Annotated in this window: 15 protein-coding genes; 5 read left to right on the top strand and 10 right to left on the bottom strand. The window is 62.7% G+C overall.

The window, feature by feature from the left end; translation table 11 throughout:
* Entirely contained in the window at positions 1 to 930 is a 930-nt protein-coding gene (locus tag TMPK1_RS20125) for a metallophosphoesterase family protein (RefSeq protein ID WP_420245363.1), read from the bottom strand.
* Positions 931 to 1,079: 149 nt separating this feature from the next.
* Here TMPK1_RS20125 and TMPK1_RS20120 point away from each other — a divergent pair, with 149 nt between their 5' ends.
* On the top strand, positions 1,080 to 1,559 hold the full coding sequence (locus TMPK1_RS20120; protein WP_420245693.1) for a sigma-70 family RNA polymerase sigma factor: 480 nt from the start codon (positions 1,080 to 1,082) through the stop codon (positions 1,557 to 1,559).
* Complete coding sequence (locus TMPK1_RS20115; RefSeq protein ID WP_420245361.1) at positions 1,559 to 2,299, top strand: anti-sigma factor family protein; 741 nt, start codon at positions 1,559 to 1,561, stop codon at positions 2,297 to 2,299. The genes TMPK1_RS20120 and TMPK1_RS20115 overlap by 1 nt, the downstream gene beginning before the upstream one ends.
* A gap of 12 nt (positions 2,300 to 2,311) precedes the next feature.
* On the opposite strand, the gene TMPK1_RS20110 is transcribed toward TMPK1_RS20115, so the two are convergent.
* The 4 genes from TMPK1_RS20110 to TMPK1_RS20095 are packed head-to-tail and all read right to left on the bottom strand — an operon-like array spanning position 2,312 to position 6,558.
* Complete coding sequence (locus tag TMPK1_RS20110) at positions 2,312 to 3,682, bottom strand: hypothetical protein (protein WP_420245359.1); 1,371 nt, start codon at positions 3,680 to 3,682, stop codon at positions 2,312 to 2,314.
* On the bottom strand, positions 3,679 to 4,437 hold the full coding sequence (locus tag TMPK1_RS20105) for an outer membrane lipoprotein-sorting protein (protein WP_420245358.1): 759 nt from the start codon (positions 4,435 to 4,437) through the stop codon (positions 3,679 to 3,681). The genes TMPK1_RS20110 and TMPK1_RS20105 overlap by 4 nt, the downstream gene beginning before the upstream one ends.
* Positions 4,438 to 4,444: 7 nt before the next feature.
* Positions 4,445 to 5,845: an ABC transporter permease gene (locus TMPK1_RS20100; RefSeq protein WP_420245357.1), complete on the bottom strand. Its 1,401-nt coding sequence runs from the start codon at positions 5,843 to 5,845 to the stop codon at positions 4,445 to 4,447.
* The gene (locus tag TMPK1_RS20095; RefSeq protein WP_420245355.1) at positions 5,845 to 6,558 is read right to left on the bottom strand and encodes an ABC transporter ATP-binding protein; all 714 of its coding nucleotides are present in this window, start codon (positions 6,556 to 6,558) and stop codon (positions 5,845 to 5,847) included. Before TMPK1_RS20095 ends, TMPK1_RS20100 begins: the two co-directional genes overlap by 1 nt.
* A gap of 87 nt (positions 6,559 to 6,645) precedes the next feature.
* On the opposite strand from TMPK1_RS20095, the gene TMPK1_RS20090 reads away from it, so the two are divergent.
* Positions 6,646 to 7,320 carry a TetR/AcrR family transcriptional regulator gene (locus tag TMPK1_RS20090; protein ID WP_420245353.1) on the top strand — a complete coding sequence of 225 codons (675 nt, stop codon included), beginning with the start codon at positions 6,646 to 6,648 and terminating at the stop codon, positions 7,318 to 7,320.
* Between the two features lie 9 nt (positions 7,321 to 7,329).
* Here TMPK1_RS20090 and hppD read toward each other — a convergent pair whose 3' ends face one another.
* The gene (hppD, locus tag TMPK1_RS20085) at positions 7,330 to 8,415 is read right to left on the bottom strand and encodes a 4-hydroxyphenylpyruvate dioxygenase (RefSeq protein WP_420245351.1); all 1,086 of its coding nucleotides are present in this window, start codon (positions 8,413 to 8,415) and stop codon (positions 7,330 to 7,332) included.
* 127 nt (positions 8,416 to 8,542) lie between these two features.
* On the opposite strand from hppD, the gene TMPK1_RS20080 reads away from it, so the two are divergent.
* Positions 8,543 to 9,025, top strand: a complete 483-nt coding sequence (locus TMPK1_RS20080) for an Lrp/AsnC family transcriptional regulator (RefSeq protein ID WP_420245349.1) — start codon at positions 8,543 to 8,545, stop codon at positions 9,023 to 9,025.
* A gap of 18 nt (positions 9,026 to 9,043) precedes the next feature.
* Entirely contained in the window at positions 9,044 to 10,186 is a 1,143-nt protein-coding gene (locus tag TMPK1_RS20075; protein ID WP_420245347.1) for an acyltransferase family protein, read from the top strand.
* Here the strand turns inward: TMPK1_RS20075 and TMPK1_RS20070 are convergent.
* The 4 genes from TMPK1_RS20070 to TMPK1_RS20055 form a co-directional block, all read right to left on the bottom strand.
* Positions 10,183 to 11,529, bottom strand: coding sequence for a TRAP transporter large permease (locus tag TMPK1_RS20070; protein ID WP_420245345.1), 1,347 nt, complete (start codon positions 11,527 to 11,529; stop codon positions 10,183 to 10,185). The genes TMPK1_RS20075 and TMPK1_RS20070 overlap by 4 nt on opposite strands.
* Entirely contained in the window at positions 11,526 to 12,065 is a 540-nt protein-coding gene (locus tag TMPK1_RS20065; protein WP_420245343.1) for a TRAP transporter small permease, read from the bottom strand. The genes TMPK1_RS20070 and TMPK1_RS20065 overlap by 4 nt, the downstream gene beginning before the upstream one ends.
* A complete protein-coding gene (gene dctP / locus TMPK1_RS20060) occupies positions 12,062 to 13,093 on the bottom strand; it encodes a TRAP transporter substrate-binding protein DctP (RefSeq protein WP_420245342.1) in 1,032 nt (343 codons plus the stop codon). The genes TMPK1_RS20065 and dctP overlap by 4 nt, the downstream gene beginning before the upstream one ends.
* Positions 13,094 to 13,300: 207 nt before the next feature.
* The gene (locus tag TMPK1_RS20055; protein WP_420245340.1) at positions 13,301 to 15,388 is read right to left on the bottom strand and encodes a S46 family peptidase; all 2,088 of its coding nucleotides are present in this window, start codon (positions 15,386 to 15,388) and stop codon (positions 13,301 to 13,303) included.
* Positions 15,389 to 15,429: the final 41 nt, after the last annotated feature.

Here is a 15,429-nt window from a genome sequence, read left to right as displayed (position 1 = left end):
TCACGTCGCCAAGCTGTGATCGACGATGGCGAGCGGACCTTTGTTGGGCACGAAATTCACCTGCGTGACGCCCAACACCGACTTCAATTTGTCGGCCGGCACCGTCATCGGTCCGGGTGCAGCTGTGCTGCCCGGCGCCGGTTGCGGGAACGCAGTCGACGACGCGGTGTGGAACGCGACCTTACCTTCGACTTTCTGCAAGGTCTGGTGAATGTGGCCGTTGAGAACGGTCACCGATCCAAACTTCTTCAACGCCGTCATGGCGCGTTCGGAATCGGCCGTCGCCCAACCCCAGTCGGGATAGACCGACCACAGCGGCACGTGCGCGAACACCACGATCGGCGTGCTGGCGCTGCGCGTGCTGAGATCCTTCTCCAGCCATTCCAGCTGTTCGGTGCCAAGCGCGCCCAGCTTACCGCTGCGTTCGCTGACATTGTTCAGCCCGACGAAATGCACGCCGCCCTGATCGAAACTGACCCAGCCTTTTTCGCCGGTCTGGCGGCCCCACAAATCCTTCCAGCGCGCATAGCCGTCATTGGCGAGATCGTGTTCGCCCGGCACTGCGTGCATGTGGTCGACCTTCAACGTCTTCAGCACGTCGACCGCAACTTCGTGGCTGCCTGCTTGCGACAGATGGGTGACGTCGCCCGTGTGCAGCACAAAAGCCGGCCGGGTCTGCAGCCCGTTCACCTTGGCGATGGCCTCGCGCAACGTCGCGGTGACGTCGGGATTGGCCTCTTTGTTGTAGCCGACATGCGTGTCGCTCATCTGCACGAAGCTGAAGCCCGGGGTGGCCGCATGGGCCTCGCCGACCCCCAGCAGGCGCGAGGTGGGGATGCCGCCGCTGACGGTCCAAACCAGGCCACCGGCCGCCCAGGCCATACATTCCAGCGCACCGCGCCGGGTTACTTGTTCATCGTCCTTCGCCATGACTTCCACTCCAGCTACCGTTGGTCCGCCTCAAAGACCGGTGCCGGGCTGGAATTATTCCGGGAATAAAGGCGCGATCGCCCCGGTCCAGCGGGTGGAGGTCAGATTTGCGCGACTTGGACAGATCCCGGCGGTTCGATGCGGCAGTGATGCCGCATCTGGAGCGAGGCTACGCATTGGCGCGGTGGCTCGTCCGCGACCCGTCCGAGGCCGAAGACGTGGTGCAGGACGCCTGTATCCGCGCTCTCAAATATATCGACGGCTGGACCGGTGACACCAACCGGTCCTGGTTCCTCGCCATCGTCCGCAACGCTGCCTACGACACGCTTGCCAAGCGTGGCGTACGCGCCGAGGTGCCGCTCGACGACACCGATCTCGGCTGTGTCGAAGGAACGCCTGAGACGTCTTTGCTCGCAGCGTCCGACCGGACGCTGCTCAACCGGCTGGTCGAAGAATTACCGCCGCTTTTTCGGGAAGTAATTGTGCTGCGTGAAGTCGAAGAACTGTCCTATCGCGATATCGCAACCGTCCTCGACGTTCCGGTCGGCACGGTGATGTCGCGCCTCGCGCGTGCCCGCGGCCGACTGCTCGTCGCGTGGCAGGCGGCTACGAAAACGGAGCGTGCGTGATGCGTTGCGAAGATGCCCTGATCCAGATTTCGGCTGCGGTCGATCGTGAACTTGATCCTGCACGCGCGGTGAAGCTGCACGACCATCTCGAAACCTGCCCCACCTGCCGCGCCGCCGACGAACAGATGCGCGTTCTGTCGAGCACGCTGCGCACCTCGTTGACGCAATATGAACTGCCCGCCGGCATGGCGGCGCGCATGCGCGCAACCGCGCTGGCGACGCCGACCTTGGTGACGTCGACGACGCCGCGCTGGGTGCCGCGCGCTTCGAAATTCGCCGCCTTGGCGGCGAGCTGGTTGTTGGCCGCCTATGTCGGCATGTGGGTGGCGCTGCCGCATATGAGCAGCGACGATCAGCTGGTCGCTGCGCATTCGCGTTCGTTGCAGGCCAATCACCTGATCGACGTGGCGAGTTCCGACCGGCACACGGTGAAGCCGTGGTTCGCCGACAAACTCTCCTTCTCGCCGCCGGTGGTCGAAGTCGACGGTTATCAGTTGATCGGCGGACGGTTGGACGTGCTCGACGGCAAACCCGCCGCCGCGATCGTCTATAAGCGCCGGCTCCACACGATCAATCTGTTCGCCGCTGCGGCAACGCCGGGCACAACGAAACTATCAACCTCGGTGCGCAACGGGTTGAGCCTGGTTCATTGGCGCGCCGACGGCATGCAAATGACGTTGGTGTCGGACATAAACCAGAACGAGCTGGTCGACCTCGCCCACGCGCTGGGCGCCCGCTGATGTGGTGGCGCGCTAGAAGTAGCGCGCAACTTTGAACAGAACGGTACCGGCCTGCTGCAAACTGCCGAACTCGGTGCGCGCACTGCCGAGATTCGCGCTGACCAATCCGCCGACCGTCCATCGATCCGACAGATGATAGTCGGCGGTGAATTGCAGCAGGCTGGACCGGTCCGGCAGGTCGGTGCGGATGAATCCCGTCACGTCGAGATTGCGCACCAACGCATCGACCCAGTCGGCCCGCAGGAACAGCGCATGCCGATTGGCTGGCGCCTGCTGATCCGCCGCATAGCTGCGCAAGAACCAAAGCGTCCCCGATGAAACGGTTCGATTGCCGAACCAGCGATCCCAGTCACCCGCCCCGAACGCGCCCTGCGCGTAGTGATATTCGAGATTGAAGGTGATCTTGCTCTCGGTCGTGTAAGACGCGCCGATTGCCAGATCGCTTTGAAAATGGCGGCGCGGATCGGTCGCGAAACTCCGCGCGACAGATGCGGGCAGCGTGCCGGTACGTGTGCCGAACTGCAGCGCCTGTTCGATCAGATTTGCCCGCCGCCCGCCCGCCCATTCGGCATAGGCCACCACGTCACGGCCGAGATCGCGCGTGACGTTCGCGCCGAACATCGTGCGGCTTCCTTCACGATAGACGAGCAGTTCGGGCGTCACCCCCTCGCCCAGATCGGCGCTCGCTTTCAACAGCGTTCGCATATGCGCGTTGGTGCGATCGAACATCGGATCGAAGCTTGGCAGGTTGCGATTGCCATAGATCGGGCTGACGGACTCGATCGCAGGCGCGAACGCGGCCAGAAGAGTCACGCCGTTCCCGACATATTGCAGACGCGCCATCAACGTCCCGAGCCGATCCTCGCGCTGCACCGACGGATCGGCAGACAGCGGCTCGACCACCGCACGCGTTTTGAAGAAGTCGGTCGGATTGAATCCGAGCGCAACGCCGTTCTTCAGATTGATGCGGCCGACATCGAGATACACGCGTTCGACCGGCTCCCAACCGAGATAGGCCTCGCGCAGATCGTGAATCAGATTCAGGTGGCGCGGAAACGGCAGGTCGTTCTCGGCCCGCAGATTAAGCCTGCCGCTATAGGCGGCGCGCAGACCGTCACCCAGCGACCATTCCTTCCGTATGTCGAGGAACAGGCGCTCTTGCCAGTCGGGCGTGCTGGACGAAGACGGCAGCGGCACAACGAGCCCGCTGCGCTTCGACATGGCGGTGAGGACGTTTTCGAGATAGATGCGCCCGCTGTCCGACGACGCAGATGAAGGAGCCTGCGCGGACGCCTGCGTGGGGATGCGATCGAGATCATTTGACTGTGCTGCCGCCGTTCCGGTGAGGAACCAGCACAACAGCAGCAGCGGACGCAGTTTCATTTCAACTGCAGCCGCGGCAGGTAATCGCGCTGGAACCAGGCATCGGGCACGTCCTGGAATTGATCGCCGGATTGCCGCGCCGTCGTGACCAGATTGGTATCGACCGCATCGATGATCACCGCTTCGGCCGGACGCAGCGCGCCAAGCCGCTCGGCAAAGTCGCGGTAGTACAGAACTTTGAGCACGCGTCCGCTGTCGGAATAGACGCGCAGCTTGACCGGCTGGAAGTTCGCCTGATCGACCCAGTATTCCACGCGATTGTAGGTCGACTGGTCCGACGCGGCTTTCAGATCCAAGTGCCAGCACGTGCGCTTCTGGCGCGCCGCGTCGTCGATCGTCTCGCTCCCCAACACGGACGCGGTGTAATCGGCGGCGAGATTGACGGTCAGGATGTCGCCGATCGACGCCTGCCCGACCAGACGCTGCTGCGCCGAAATGCGCACGCTGGCTTTCGAGGCCGGGTCGTAGAACCACAGCGAGCGCCCGTCGAGCAGTACGCGTTTTCCGGTATCGCGCGGCGGCTCGACATACTGCACCAGGTTGCGGAACTGATGCGTCACCGGATCTTCTTTGGAGAAGACCGCGAGCATCGTGCGATCGCGCTCACCGCCATTGACGTACTCAGTCAAGGTGACGGTCGAACGAAATGCCTGGCCGGGATTGCGGATCCGGTCGGCCTTGGCGACGATTTCCTGCGCCGTCTGCGCCGACGCCGAACCGGCGACCAGAAGAAGCAACAGAACGAGCAGACGCATCGGACCCTCAAACATGACGCAGCGCATCGACGACAGAGAGGCGCGCCGCACGACCGGCGGGAAGCAACGCAGCGATCGTCGCCATCACGGCCAGAACCAGCCACGTGCTCAGGATCAGGCGTGGATGACTGAGAACTTCGAGACGCAGCGGCGACGGAGCGGCGCTGCCGGGCGGCATCCAAGTCAGGCCGGCGCGATTGATCAGCAACGCAATCGCGATCGCCAATACTGCACCAATGCTCGCACCGACTGCGCCGATCAGCGCGCCTTCGGCAATGAATTGCCAGCGGATGCTGGCGCGGCGCACGCCCATCGCGCGGATCGTGCCGATTTCGTTGGTCCGTTCCATCACGTTCATCGTCATGGTGTTGACCACTGCGAACAGAACGATCACCCCCATCACCAGCGCGATGAAGAAGAAGATCGAGCTGAACAGCGCGACGACCTGCGTATAGAACGGCACTTGCTCGGCGAAGTCGCGCACTTCGAGCGGCAGGTTGTTTTGCTGCAGGACGGTGGTCAGCCGCGCGCGCGCAGCCGGCATGTCTTCGCTGCGATGAAGCTGCAGCACGATGCCGGTCGCCTTGTGCTCGCCGCGGCCGTAGACGAGCTGCTGCGCAAGCGCGAGATGCATCGCGACGTAATTGTCGTCCAGCTCTTTCGCAGCCTGCGACTCGGCACCGCGAACCGAAAGAACGACGACGTTCGGCGCGCCGCCCGCCGTCGCAGCGAGCAGGTTGATTTGCGGCATGGCCTGCTTGTCGCCGCCACGCTCGATCGACCGCGCAGCCAGATCGGCAATGTCCTGCCGTACCGACACGGGCTTTTTCACTTCGGCCGCGCGTGGCGCGCCGGCGCAATTCGGTAGCGACAGCGGTGCGCAGAGTCCAAGAATTCGCGCGATGCCGACACCGAGCAAGCCGCGCTCTGGATCCTGGTCGGACAAGCGCGCATCGCCGACATAGCGTGCGCTGACGCCGAACTCATCCCACTGGCGCATCCGCTCGCGGTCGGACGGGATCAATCCGACGCCCATAAACGTCTTGGATGCATCGGCTTCGCCCGAGAAATTTCCGGCGATGCCAAGCAATGTCTGCGTCGGCGTGACCACGCGGATCATCGGCTGCAACACCGGATCCTTGCGCACCAGATCGATCACCGATTGGTAGCGATCGATTCCATAGGCCGCAGGATTTCCCGACCCGAACAGGAAATAGCCGGAGCGAAAGATCGTCAGGTGACCAACCCGCTGCACGTTGTTGGTCTCAAGCCCGGCGAAAATATACGCAGCGAAGCCACCGAACAGCAGCATCGCAGCGGCACCCGCCGCAACCGCCGAACCCGTCATCAACGAGCGGCGCCGGTTGCGCAGAATATTGCGAAAGGCGATCTGAAGCAGACGCATCATCAGTGCAATCCCGGTTGGACCAGCGCGCCGTCGCGGATCGTGAAGGTCTCGTCCGCATGCGACATCAAGTGCGGGTCATGGGTGGAGAAGACGAAGCTGGTACGCAGCTCGACCTGAATGCGGCGCATCAACTCGATGATCGACGCGCCGGTTGCGGTATCGAGATTGGCCGTCGGCTCGTCTGCCAGGACCAGCTGCGGCTGCTTGACCAGCGCGCGTGCGATGGCGACGCGTTGCTTCTGCCCGCCCGACAATTCGTTCGGACGCTGGCGCGCCTGCGCGGCAAGGCCGACCGCGTCCAGCATCGCCAGGGTGCGCCGACGCCGCTCGGCGGGTGCCATGCCGACCAGCAGCAGCGGATATTCGACGTTCTCGTACGCCGACAAAACCGGAACGAGACTGAAATTCTGGAAGATGAAGCCGATGTTGCGGGCCCGGAAATCGGACAGCGCATTGTCGCCGAACGCTGCGATCGCTTCGCCGCAGACCTCGACCGTCCCTTCCGTCGGCGCATCGATGCAGCCGATCAGATTGAGCAGCGTCGTCTTTCCGCTGCCGGACGGGCCGACCAGCATCGAGAAACAATTCTGCGGAATTTCGAGACTGACGCCGCGCAGCGCCGCCACTTGCACGGCACCGGCGTCGTAATTCTTGGCGACGGCGCGCAGGCGCACGACCGGCCGTTCTGCGCCGGCGGTAAGCTGGACAGTCATGGGAACCTGATGATAGTGGTTGGTACCAGTCGGTACCAATGTGATCGACCGTACGGTACCGCTCGGTACCAGGTCAAGGGGGATGGTTTGCCGCGCGCGAAATCCAATTCGAAGACACGCGACACGATCGATTCAGACACGCCGATCCGCGACCGCATCCTGCATGCCGCCTTCACCGCCTTCACCGAGCGCGGCTATGGCGAGACGAGCACGCTGGAAATCGCAACGCGCGCGCGTGTCTCCAAGCGCGAGCTCTATGCGGTGGTCGGCAACAAACAGCAGATGCTGATCGCCTGTATCGCCACGCGCGCACAACGCATGGAGGCGCCGGCCGACATGCCGGCGCCGCACGATCACGACTCGTTGATCGCGATTCTGGCGGCGTTCGGCGCGCGCGTCATGACCGAGGTTTGCGATGTGGACGTGCTGGCGGTGCATCGCCTGGCAATTGCCGAGGCCGAACGTTCGCCCGAAGTGGCGCAGGCACTCGACGAGGTCGGCCGCAAAGCCGCGGTCGCCAAGCTGCGCAACTTGATCGAAGCGGCGCAGCAACAAGATCTGATCGCCGCCGGCGATCCGGCACAAATCAGCCGGCGGTATCTGGCCCTGCTTTGGGAAGGTACGCTGGTCGATCTTCTGCTGCGCCTGGCCGAACCGCCGAGCGCAGCAGACATCAAAACACGCGCAAGAAACGCCGCCGAGCTGTTGCTCCGCCTCTACCCGGCACCAGAGAAAAAGCCAGCGGCGCGCAAGCGCGCTTGAGCCTGCGCGTTACGCGACTTCCTTGATCACGCCGCGCTTGATCTGGTCGCGTTCGATCGACTCGAACAAGGCTTTGAAGTTGCCTTCGCCGAAACCGTCATCGCCTTTGCGCTGAATGATTTCGAAGAAGATCGGGCCGACCACGGTCTCGCTGAAGATCTGCAGCAACAGGCGGTTGTTGGCACCGTTCTGCGACGCAGTCGTACCGTCGAGCAGCAGACAATTGTCTTTCAGCGCGGCGACGTCTTCGCCATGGCCCGGCAGACGTTCTTCGAGCATTTCGTAATAGGTGTCCGGCGGCGCATCCATGAAGCCGAGCCCCTTGGTACGCAACCCTTTCACGGTCGCAAAAATGTCGCCGGTCGACATCGCGATGTGCTGGATGCCTTCGCCTTTATACTGCTCAATGAATTCCTGGATCTGATCCTTCTGCTCGCCGCCGGCGCTTTCGTTGAGCGGGATCTTGATCTTGCCGCAGGGCGACGTCAGCGCGCGCGAACGCAAGCCGGTCACTTTGCCTTCGATGTTGAAGTAGCGGATCTCGCGGAAATTGAAGAGCTTGTTGTAGAAGCCGTACCAAGTGTCCATCTCGCCCTGCCGCAGATTGTGCGTCAGGTGATCGATGATCTGCAGGCCGACGCCGGGCACGTTGGGGTCGGCGAAGAATTCAAAGTCGACGTCGTAGATCGTGTTCTTGCCGTAGCGATCGACGAAATAAAGCGCCGACCCGCCGATCCCTTCGATGGCGGGAATGTTCAGCTCCATCGCACCGACTTTGCCGGTGAAGGGCTTTGCACCCAGCGACAGCGCGCGTTGATAGGCGAAGGCCGCGTCTTTGACGCGGAACGCCATCGCATTGGCGCTGGGGCCGTGCGCAGCGGCGAAGGTCGCGGCCGGGCTGCCGGGCTCGGCATTGACGATGAAGTTGATGTCGCCCTGCTTCCACAAGGTGACTTTCTTCGAGCGATGTTTGGCGACGGGGGAAAAACCGAGACGCGTCAGCACGCCTTCCAGCACCGCGGGATCGGGGGCGGTGAATTCGACGAATTCGAACCCGTCGGTGCCCATCGGATTCTGCTCGGTGATCTCGGCCATCAGACGCCTCCCAAAATGATGGGCTTGAGACTACGCCGCCCCGGCCAGGCAAGTCCTTGCCTTCTCGGTCTCGGACCGGTCAGATCGGGGCAGCTTCTGCCAACAAGAACCGAATCTGGAGCATATCGTGCCCGAAACCGCCCTCAGCCCGGCAGACCGGAAGATTCTCGAGACGCTGCAGCAGGACGGGCGGATCGCCAATGTCGAGCTTGCCGACCGGATCGGCCTGTCGCCCTCGCCCTGCCTGCGCCGGGTCCGGCAATTGGAAGAACAGGGAATGATCGGCGGCTATGTCGCGCTGCTCGATCGCAAGAAGCTGGGCCTCGACGTCGTCGCGTTCGTCGAAGTGCAGGTCGAACGGCACAACGATCAGTTGGCAGATGCATTCCGTGACGCGGCTGCCGCCGAACCCGAAGTCGTCGCCGTGCATATGATGACCGGCGCGTTCGACTATCTGCTCAAAGTCGTCGTGCCGACCTTGGACGACTACGCCAACTTCGCGCGCAAGAAGCTGTTGAAGATGCCGGGCGTCAAAGACGTGCGATCGAGCTTCGTGCTCGAAACTTATAAAGACTCGACCGCGTTGCCATTAGCGCATTTGCAACGTTGAGCGCGCTTCTTCCCCTTCATGCAATCGATGGATTCGTCGTCGCGGATTGACGCGCTGGATGGTTTGCGCGGCGTGGCCGCGCTGTGCGTCGTGCTGGGCCACACGATTGCGGTCGCGTTTCCGGTCATCGGATGGGGACCGATCCCGGTTGGATCCTTGGCGGCGGCGCAGACCGCCGTCTGGAATTCGCCGCTGCAGATTTTCTGCAATGGCGGCCCGTGGGTCTGCGTGTTCTTTCTTTTGTCGGGATTCGTGCTGACGCGCGCTGCGGAACGCAGCCGCGCCAATTTGCCGACGCTGGGGCTGCGCCGCTATTTGCGGCTGACCGTGCCGTCCTTCGTCGCCTGCCTGTTCGGGCTCGCCTGCCTGGCACTGTTCCCGACGGCTGGAAACGACATGCGCGTTGCGACCGGCCACACGTTTCTTGCCGTCACCGACGGTGCGCTGGATACCAACCTTCTGCATTTTCTGCGCACGACGCTGCTCGATCTCTATCGCGGCCGCATGGTGAAATTCGATCCGCCGCTGTGGACGATGCAGATCGAATTCTTCGGCTCGCTCGGCATCTATCTTCTCGTGCGTTTGATCCCCGCGCGGGCGCGCATCGCCGTCGCGGTCCTGTCGATCCCCTGCTGTCTCTATGTCGCCGGGCAAAGCGTGTTTTATGCCGCCTTCCCGCTCGGCTTTCTGTTCGAGCGCGCCTGGCGTGCGGGCCAGTTGCGCCACATGCGCTGGATCTGGTTGCTGCCGCTTGCGGTCGGCGTCGCGTTTGGCGGCGACTGGTTGCTTGGCCCGCAGACGTCGCTGCGCGAACGCTACGGCGAACTGACCGTGGCCAATCTGATCGCCACGATCAGCGCGATCGGCCTGTTTCTGGCGGTGTTGTTGAGCGCGCGCCTGCAGCGTCTGTTGACGTCACGGCCGGGACAGTTTCTCGGCCACAATTCTTTCGCGATCTATCTGCTGCATTTCCCGCTGCTGGCCGGTCCGTTCGCGGCCTGGTGGGTGGTCGAGGCGACGTCGGGGAAGATCGTCGGCTGGTCGATCGCAAGCGTCTTTCTTGCGACCTTGTTCGCCTGCGCGACGATCTTCACCCGGTTTGTCGACCAGCCGTTGCTGGCTTGGTTGCACCGGATCGTGCTGTTTCCGCGCCGGACTTAGCGGCCGTAAATCTCAGTCGGAAACCAGGTCGCGATCCCGGGTGCGAAGCAGAGCAGCAGCACCGCGACCATCATCAACCCGACGAACGGCAGCACACCCCAGATCACTTCGCCCAACGGAATGTCGGGCGCGATGTTCTTGATGACGAAGAGATTGAGTCCCACCGGCGGATGGATCAGCCCCATCTCCATCACGATCGTCATCACGATGCCGAACCAGATCAGGTCGAAATTCGCCGCGCGCAGCGGCGGCAGAATGATCGGTGCGGTCATCAGAATGATCGAGACCGGCGGCAGGAAGAATCCCAGCACCACGACCAGCACCAACAGCGCCGCCAGCAACGCCCATTTCGACAGGCCCAAGCCCACGATCCACGCAGCCGCGCTCTGCGAGATGTGCAGGTACGACATCACGTAGGAATAGAGCAGCGACATGCCGATGATCATCATCAGCATCCCGGACTCGCGCAGCGTCGAGAACAGGATCGGTCCGAGATCGCTGATCTTGTACGCACCGTAGATCGCGGCGATCAGCGCCAAGGCCAGCACCGCACCAAGCCCGGCTGTTTCGCTCGGCGTGGCGTAGCCGCCATAGAGCGCGACCATGACGCCGGTCAGCAGCAGCACGAAGGGTGCGACGCGCGGAATCGCCTGCACACGTTCTTTCAGCGTGAAGCGATCTTCCTGCAGCAGCGCAGAATGCGCACCGCCCGCTTCGTGAATGACGCGCGCTGCGCTTTGCTCGCGCCGGTACCGCCACACCGCATAGGCCGCGAACATGCCGACCAGCAGCATGCCGGGACCGATGCCGGCAAGAAACAGACGGCCCAGCGATTGCTCGGCCGCAACCGCAAACAGGATCAGCGTGATCGACGGCGGCAACAGAATGCCAAGTGTGCCGCCCGCGGCGATGATGCCGGCGGCGAACCCACCCGAATATCCACGGCGGCGCATTTCCGGAATGCCGGCGCTGCCGATCGCTGAGCACGTCGCGGGCGACGAGCCGGCCATCGCAGCGAACAGGCCGCAGGCAAACACGTTGGCGACGCCGAGCCCGCCCGGCACGCGATGCAGCCAGACATGCAGCGCCGAATAGAGATCGGCACCGGCGCGGCTTTTGCCGATCGCAGCGCCTTTCAGAATGAACAGCGGAATGGTGAGCAAGGTGATGCTCGCCATTTCTTCGTAGACATTCTGCGTCACCGTATCGAGCGACGCGCGCGGCATGAAGATCGCCATGAAGACGGTCGCCACGGCACCGAGCGCAAACGCGATCGGCATGCCCGAGAACAACAACAGCAAGGTTGCGCCGCCATAGAGGAGGCCGATTTCGGTGACGCTCATTTCGGTTGGCGCTTCATGATCAATTGCAGGAAAAGCTGCAGCGTCAGCACGGTCATGCCGACCGCCATCATGCCGTAGGGAATCCACAAAGGCGGTGCCCAGGTCGTCTGCGTGACCTGACCTTCGTGGATCGCTTCTGCGACGAGGGTCCAGCTCTTCCAGCTAAAGAACAGGCAGAACAGGAACGACAGAAGATCGGCCAGCCAGCGGCGCACGCGATCGGCTTTGGGCGGCAGAATTTCCGCCAGCGCATCGATGCCGACATGACCGCGCTTGAACTGGATGTAGCCCGCCGACAGGAACGTCGCGCCGACCAGCAGGAACACGGTCAGCTCGTCCTGCCAGTCGGTCGGAATGCGCAGCCAGTAGCGCACGAACATGCCGTAGGTCAGCACCGCACCCGCGATCACCAAAGCGATCGCCGACAAGATCGTCAGGATGCGATTGACGAGGCCGAGTGCGAAATCGAGCGGGCTGGCGTTCGGCGGTACAAACGCGTTCGGTTGTACCGCCGGGTCAAAGATCTCTGTTTTCAAGCAGGAACCGATTCAGCAAGCTTGAGCAACTTGGCGTATTCCTCGCCCTTGTCGGCGAAGTCCTTCCACGCAGTCTCGCGCGCGATCTTGGTCCATTTCTCGACCACCGACGCATCCATGTCGTGGACTTTCGCGCCGACTTTTTCGTAGACGCGCGCCACTTCCTGGTCGTCGGCCTTGGCGCCTTCGATGCCGAACTTCTCGAGATCGGCACCGATCTCGTCGACGATCTTTTGCTGCGCCGGCGTCAGGCTGCTCCAGATCTCTTTCGAGATCACCAGCGGCTCCAACATGTACCAATAGCTTTTGCCGCGTCCCGTCGTGAGGTGCTTGGCAAGTTCTTCGAGTTTGAACGAGATCAGGCTGGTCGACGAGGTCAGCGCCGCATCGACTGCACCGGTCTGCATGCCGACATAGATTTCGTTCGACGGCATGGTCAGCACTGCAGAGCCGGCCGCTTTCAGAACCATGTCCATCTCGCGCGAGCCGCCGCGGATCTTGAGACCCTTCGCATCTTCCGGCGCGACCACCGGTGAGGTGCGCGACGCGAGTCCGCCGGCCTGCCAAATCCAGGTCAGGATTTTGACGCCCTTGTCGTCGAGGATCTTGGTGAACTCGGTACCGATCGGCGCCTTCTTCCACGCAGCGCCCTGGTCGTAGCTCGTCACCAGACACGGCATCAGGCCGAGATTGAGCGCCGGCACTTCGCCGCCCGAATAGGAAATCGGCACCAGGCTCAGATCCAACGCGCCTTTACGCAGCGCGCTGAATTGCGCGTTCGTCTTCATCAGCGACGAGTTGGGATAGATGTCGAATTTCAGCTCGCCGTTGGTGCGCTTCTCGACCTCGGCCGCGAATTTGCGGCACAGCCGGTCGCGGAAATCACCCTGGTCGATCGAGCCGCCGGGAAATTGGTGCGAAATTTTCAACGTGCGCGGCGCGGCGCCGAATGCGAGGCGCGGCGCGCTGATTACGGCGCCGGCTGCAGCCAGCCCACCCAGCACGGTCCGTCGAGTTGTTTGTGTCATGGTCTGGTTCCTCCCCTGGCCCCGCATCGTGACGCGCGGGTGTGCCATGGAAGATAGCCGGATTCATTCCCTGCGAAAGCAGGGATCCATTCCGGTGACCGCTATGATCAATGAGACTGCCGCAACTTTGATCACTTGCCTGCATCCGCAGGGAATAAAAAAGGGCGGGTGTTGCCACCCGCCCTTCTTTTGTTGCGCTTGCGAAGGTCAGCGTGCTTCCGCGCGCGTCTCCGCGCCAGTCAGCTCGCGCACCAGCCACTCGGCCTTGTAGACCTTGGCCAGCGCCTGCTTCATCGCCATCACGTCGACGCCGACGCAACGGTTGAGCGCTGCGTCATAGCCATAGTCGCCACCGATCGAGTGAATGTTGCCGTCGAAGGCAAGACCGACGACTTCGCCCTTCTGGTTGATCATCGGCGAACCCGAATTGCCACCCACAATGTCGTTCGTCGTGACGAAGTTCATGTGGACGTTGCCGTCCAACGACGCCTTCGCATCGAGCCATGATTTCGGCAGGCGGAACGGATCGTTGCCGGTGGCGCGTTCGTACAGGCCGCTGGTCACGGTGAAGTACGGAACCTGCTTGCCGGTCGGCTCGGTCCAGCCCGTCACTTTGCCGTAGCTGAGGCGCGGGCTGAACGTCGCGTCGGGCGGCGTCGAAGTGCCTTCCAACGCAAAGCGCGCCTTGGCGATGGCGCCGCCGAACTTCTTCTCCGGCGCATCGACTTCTTCTTCGACCTTGGCACGCACAGCGCGCGCATCGGCATCGACCTGCTTGGCGAGCAGGATCATGGGATCCTTGCTTGCGTCGATCGCAGCCTTGCCACCATCGAGCAGGGCTTTGCGCACTTTCGCGTCGCCGAGCTTGGTGCCGGTGACCAGTTTCTTGGCGAGGTCGAACGTGTCGTCCTTGCCCAGCACCGCTTTGACCGTCGCGTCGTCGGGCGACAGCCATGCGCGCATGCTGGCCAGCGACCAGCCCAGCATTTCGATTTCAAGTTCGTTCGAAATCGGGAACGCACTTACCAAACGCTGCTGGATCGCCGGGAAAGCCGCGTCGGTATATTCGCGCAGACGCTGCTCGTTCGGCTTGGCCCGCTCATCCGCCGCACGCACCAGCTGGCGCGCCAAGGTGAAGAGTTGCGAGTCGAACGCGGCCGCCGTCTCCAGCATGTAGCGACGATCGAACAAGGCGCGATCGATCTGCACCGCTTTCGCGATCCCGTCCCAGGCGTCGCCCGCCATCTGTTTCAGATTCGGATCGGCATCGACCTTGGCGCGGAAATCCGCTTCAGCTTTCGCTTTCAAGACACCAAGCGAACCCGCAAGCGCGTCGTAGCGGCCCTTATAGACTTTGAGCGAGTTCTCGATGCCCAGCAGCTTTTCTTCGGCAACGCGCTTCTGCTCGGCGCCGCGGCGGCCGAACTCGACCAGAATGCCACGCCGTTCCGAATAGCGTGCGATGACGCGCGGCAGCACGTAGTCGCGCTGGATGTAGAGCTGCGCCATCGTCAATTGACGATCGGTGCCGCCGGGATTGCCCGAGGTGAAGACGAGATCGTTTTCCGCCGCACTGGCTTTCGCCCACGGCAGGTAGTTGTCGACCTTGAGCGGCTTGCCGTCAGCGCCATAGACGCGCAGCAGCGACATATCGAGGTCGTAGCGCGGGAAATTGAAATTGTCGGGGTCGCCGCCGAACATGCCGATATCGACTTCGGGCGTGAAGACCAGGCGTGCATCCTGGTAGCGGCGGTATTTGTAGAGATCGTAGCGACCGCCCTGATAGAGGCTGACCACGTCGCAGCGAATGTCGGCGCCGGTCGCGCATTCTTTCTGGATCGTCGCTTGCGTCGACTTCAGCGCATCGGCGAACTCTTTGCCAGTCTTGCCCTCGGTCGCCTTGGTGATGCGATCGGTCACTTCGGTGATTTCGACCAGCTGGTTGATTTCAACGTCGGGGCATTTGCGCTCGGACGCCTGATCCTTGGCGGTGAAGCCTTTCGACGACAGATCTTCCTTGGCGCTCGACAGCTGCTCGACGCAGCCACGCACGCAATGCTGGTTGGTCAGAACCAGACCGTCCTTCGACACGAACGAGCCCGAGCAGCCGCGTGCGAGACGCACCGAGGCAAGCTGGACGCGGTCAAGCCAGGCTTTGTCGGGCGAGAAACCGTATTTCTCGCTCAGCTGCTTCACTGGCGGATTGTTGAAGGTGAACATGCCTTCGTCGGCATGCGCAGTCGTTGCAGCGCCAAACAGTAAGGCCGCGGCGGCGACCAAAGACAAATACTTCATTGCAGTTCGTTCCCCTTGCTACGGGTGAGACATCACCCGCC

The organism is Roseiterribacter gracilis (assembly GCA_018332375.1).
GTDB lineage: Bacteria > Pseudomonadota > Alphaproteobacteria > BOG-932 > Roseiterribacteraceae > Roseiterribacter > Roseiterribacter gracilis.
The sequence above is the reverse complement of the archived record's forward strand: the minus strand, read 5'-3'. Positions and strand labels throughout refer to the sequence as shown.

What these genes read in the sequence shown, in the direction of transcription:
- TMPK1_RS20125 (WP_420245363.1), bottom strand. Translation starts at nt 930, where the DNA reads ATGGCGAAGGACGATGAACAAGTAACCCGGCGCGGTGCGCTGGAATGT.
- TMPK1_RS20120 (WP_420245693.1), top strand. Translation starts at nt 1,080, where the DNA reads ATGCCGCATCTGGAGCGAGGCTACGCATTGGCGCGGTGGCTCGTCCGC.
- TMPK1_RS20115 (WP_420245361.1), top strand. Translation starts at nt 1,559, where the DNA reads ATGCGTTGCGAAGATGCCCTGATCCAGATTTCGGCTGCGGTCGATCGT.
- TMPK1_RS20110 (WP_420245359.1), bottom strand. Translation starts at nt 3,682, where the DNA reads ATGAAACTGCGTCCGCTGCTGCTGTTGTGCTGGTTCCTCACCGGAACG.
- TMPK1_RS20105 (WP_420245358.1), bottom strand. Translation starts at nt 4,437, where the DNA reads ATGCGTCTGCTCGTTCTGTTGCTTCTTCTGGTCGCCGGTTCGGCGTCG.
- TMPK1_RS20100 (WP_420245357.1), bottom strand. Translation starts at nt 5,845, where the DNA reads ATGATGCGTCTGCTTCAGATCGCCTTTCGCAATATTCTGCGCAACCGG.
- TMPK1_RS20095 (WP_420245355.1), bottom strand. Translation starts at nt 6,558, where the DNA reads ATGACTGTCCAGCTTACCGCCGGCGCAGAACGGCCGGTCGTGCGCCTG.
- hppD (WP_420245351.1), bottom strand. Translation starts at nt 8,415, where the DNA reads ATGGCCGAGATCACCGAGCAGAATCCGATGGGCACCGACGGGTTCGAA.
- TMPK1_RS20075 (WP_420245347.1), top strand. Translation starts at nt 9,044, where the DNA reads ATGCAATCGATGGATTCGTCGTCGCGGATTGACGCGCTGGATGGTTTG.
- TMPK1_RS20070 (WP_420245345.1), bottom strand. Translation starts at nt 11,529, where the DNA reads ATGAGCGTCACCGAAATCGGCCTCCTCTATGGCGGCGCAACCTTGCTG.
- dctP (WP_420245342.1), bottom strand. Translation starts at nt 13,093, where the DNA reads ATGACACAAACAACTCGACGGACCGTGCTGGGTGGGCTGGCTGCAGCC.
- TMPK1_RS20055 (WP_420245340.1), bottom strand. Translation starts at nt 15,388, where the DNA reads ATGAAGTATTTGTCTTTGGTCGCCGCCGCGGCCTTACTGTTTGGCGCT.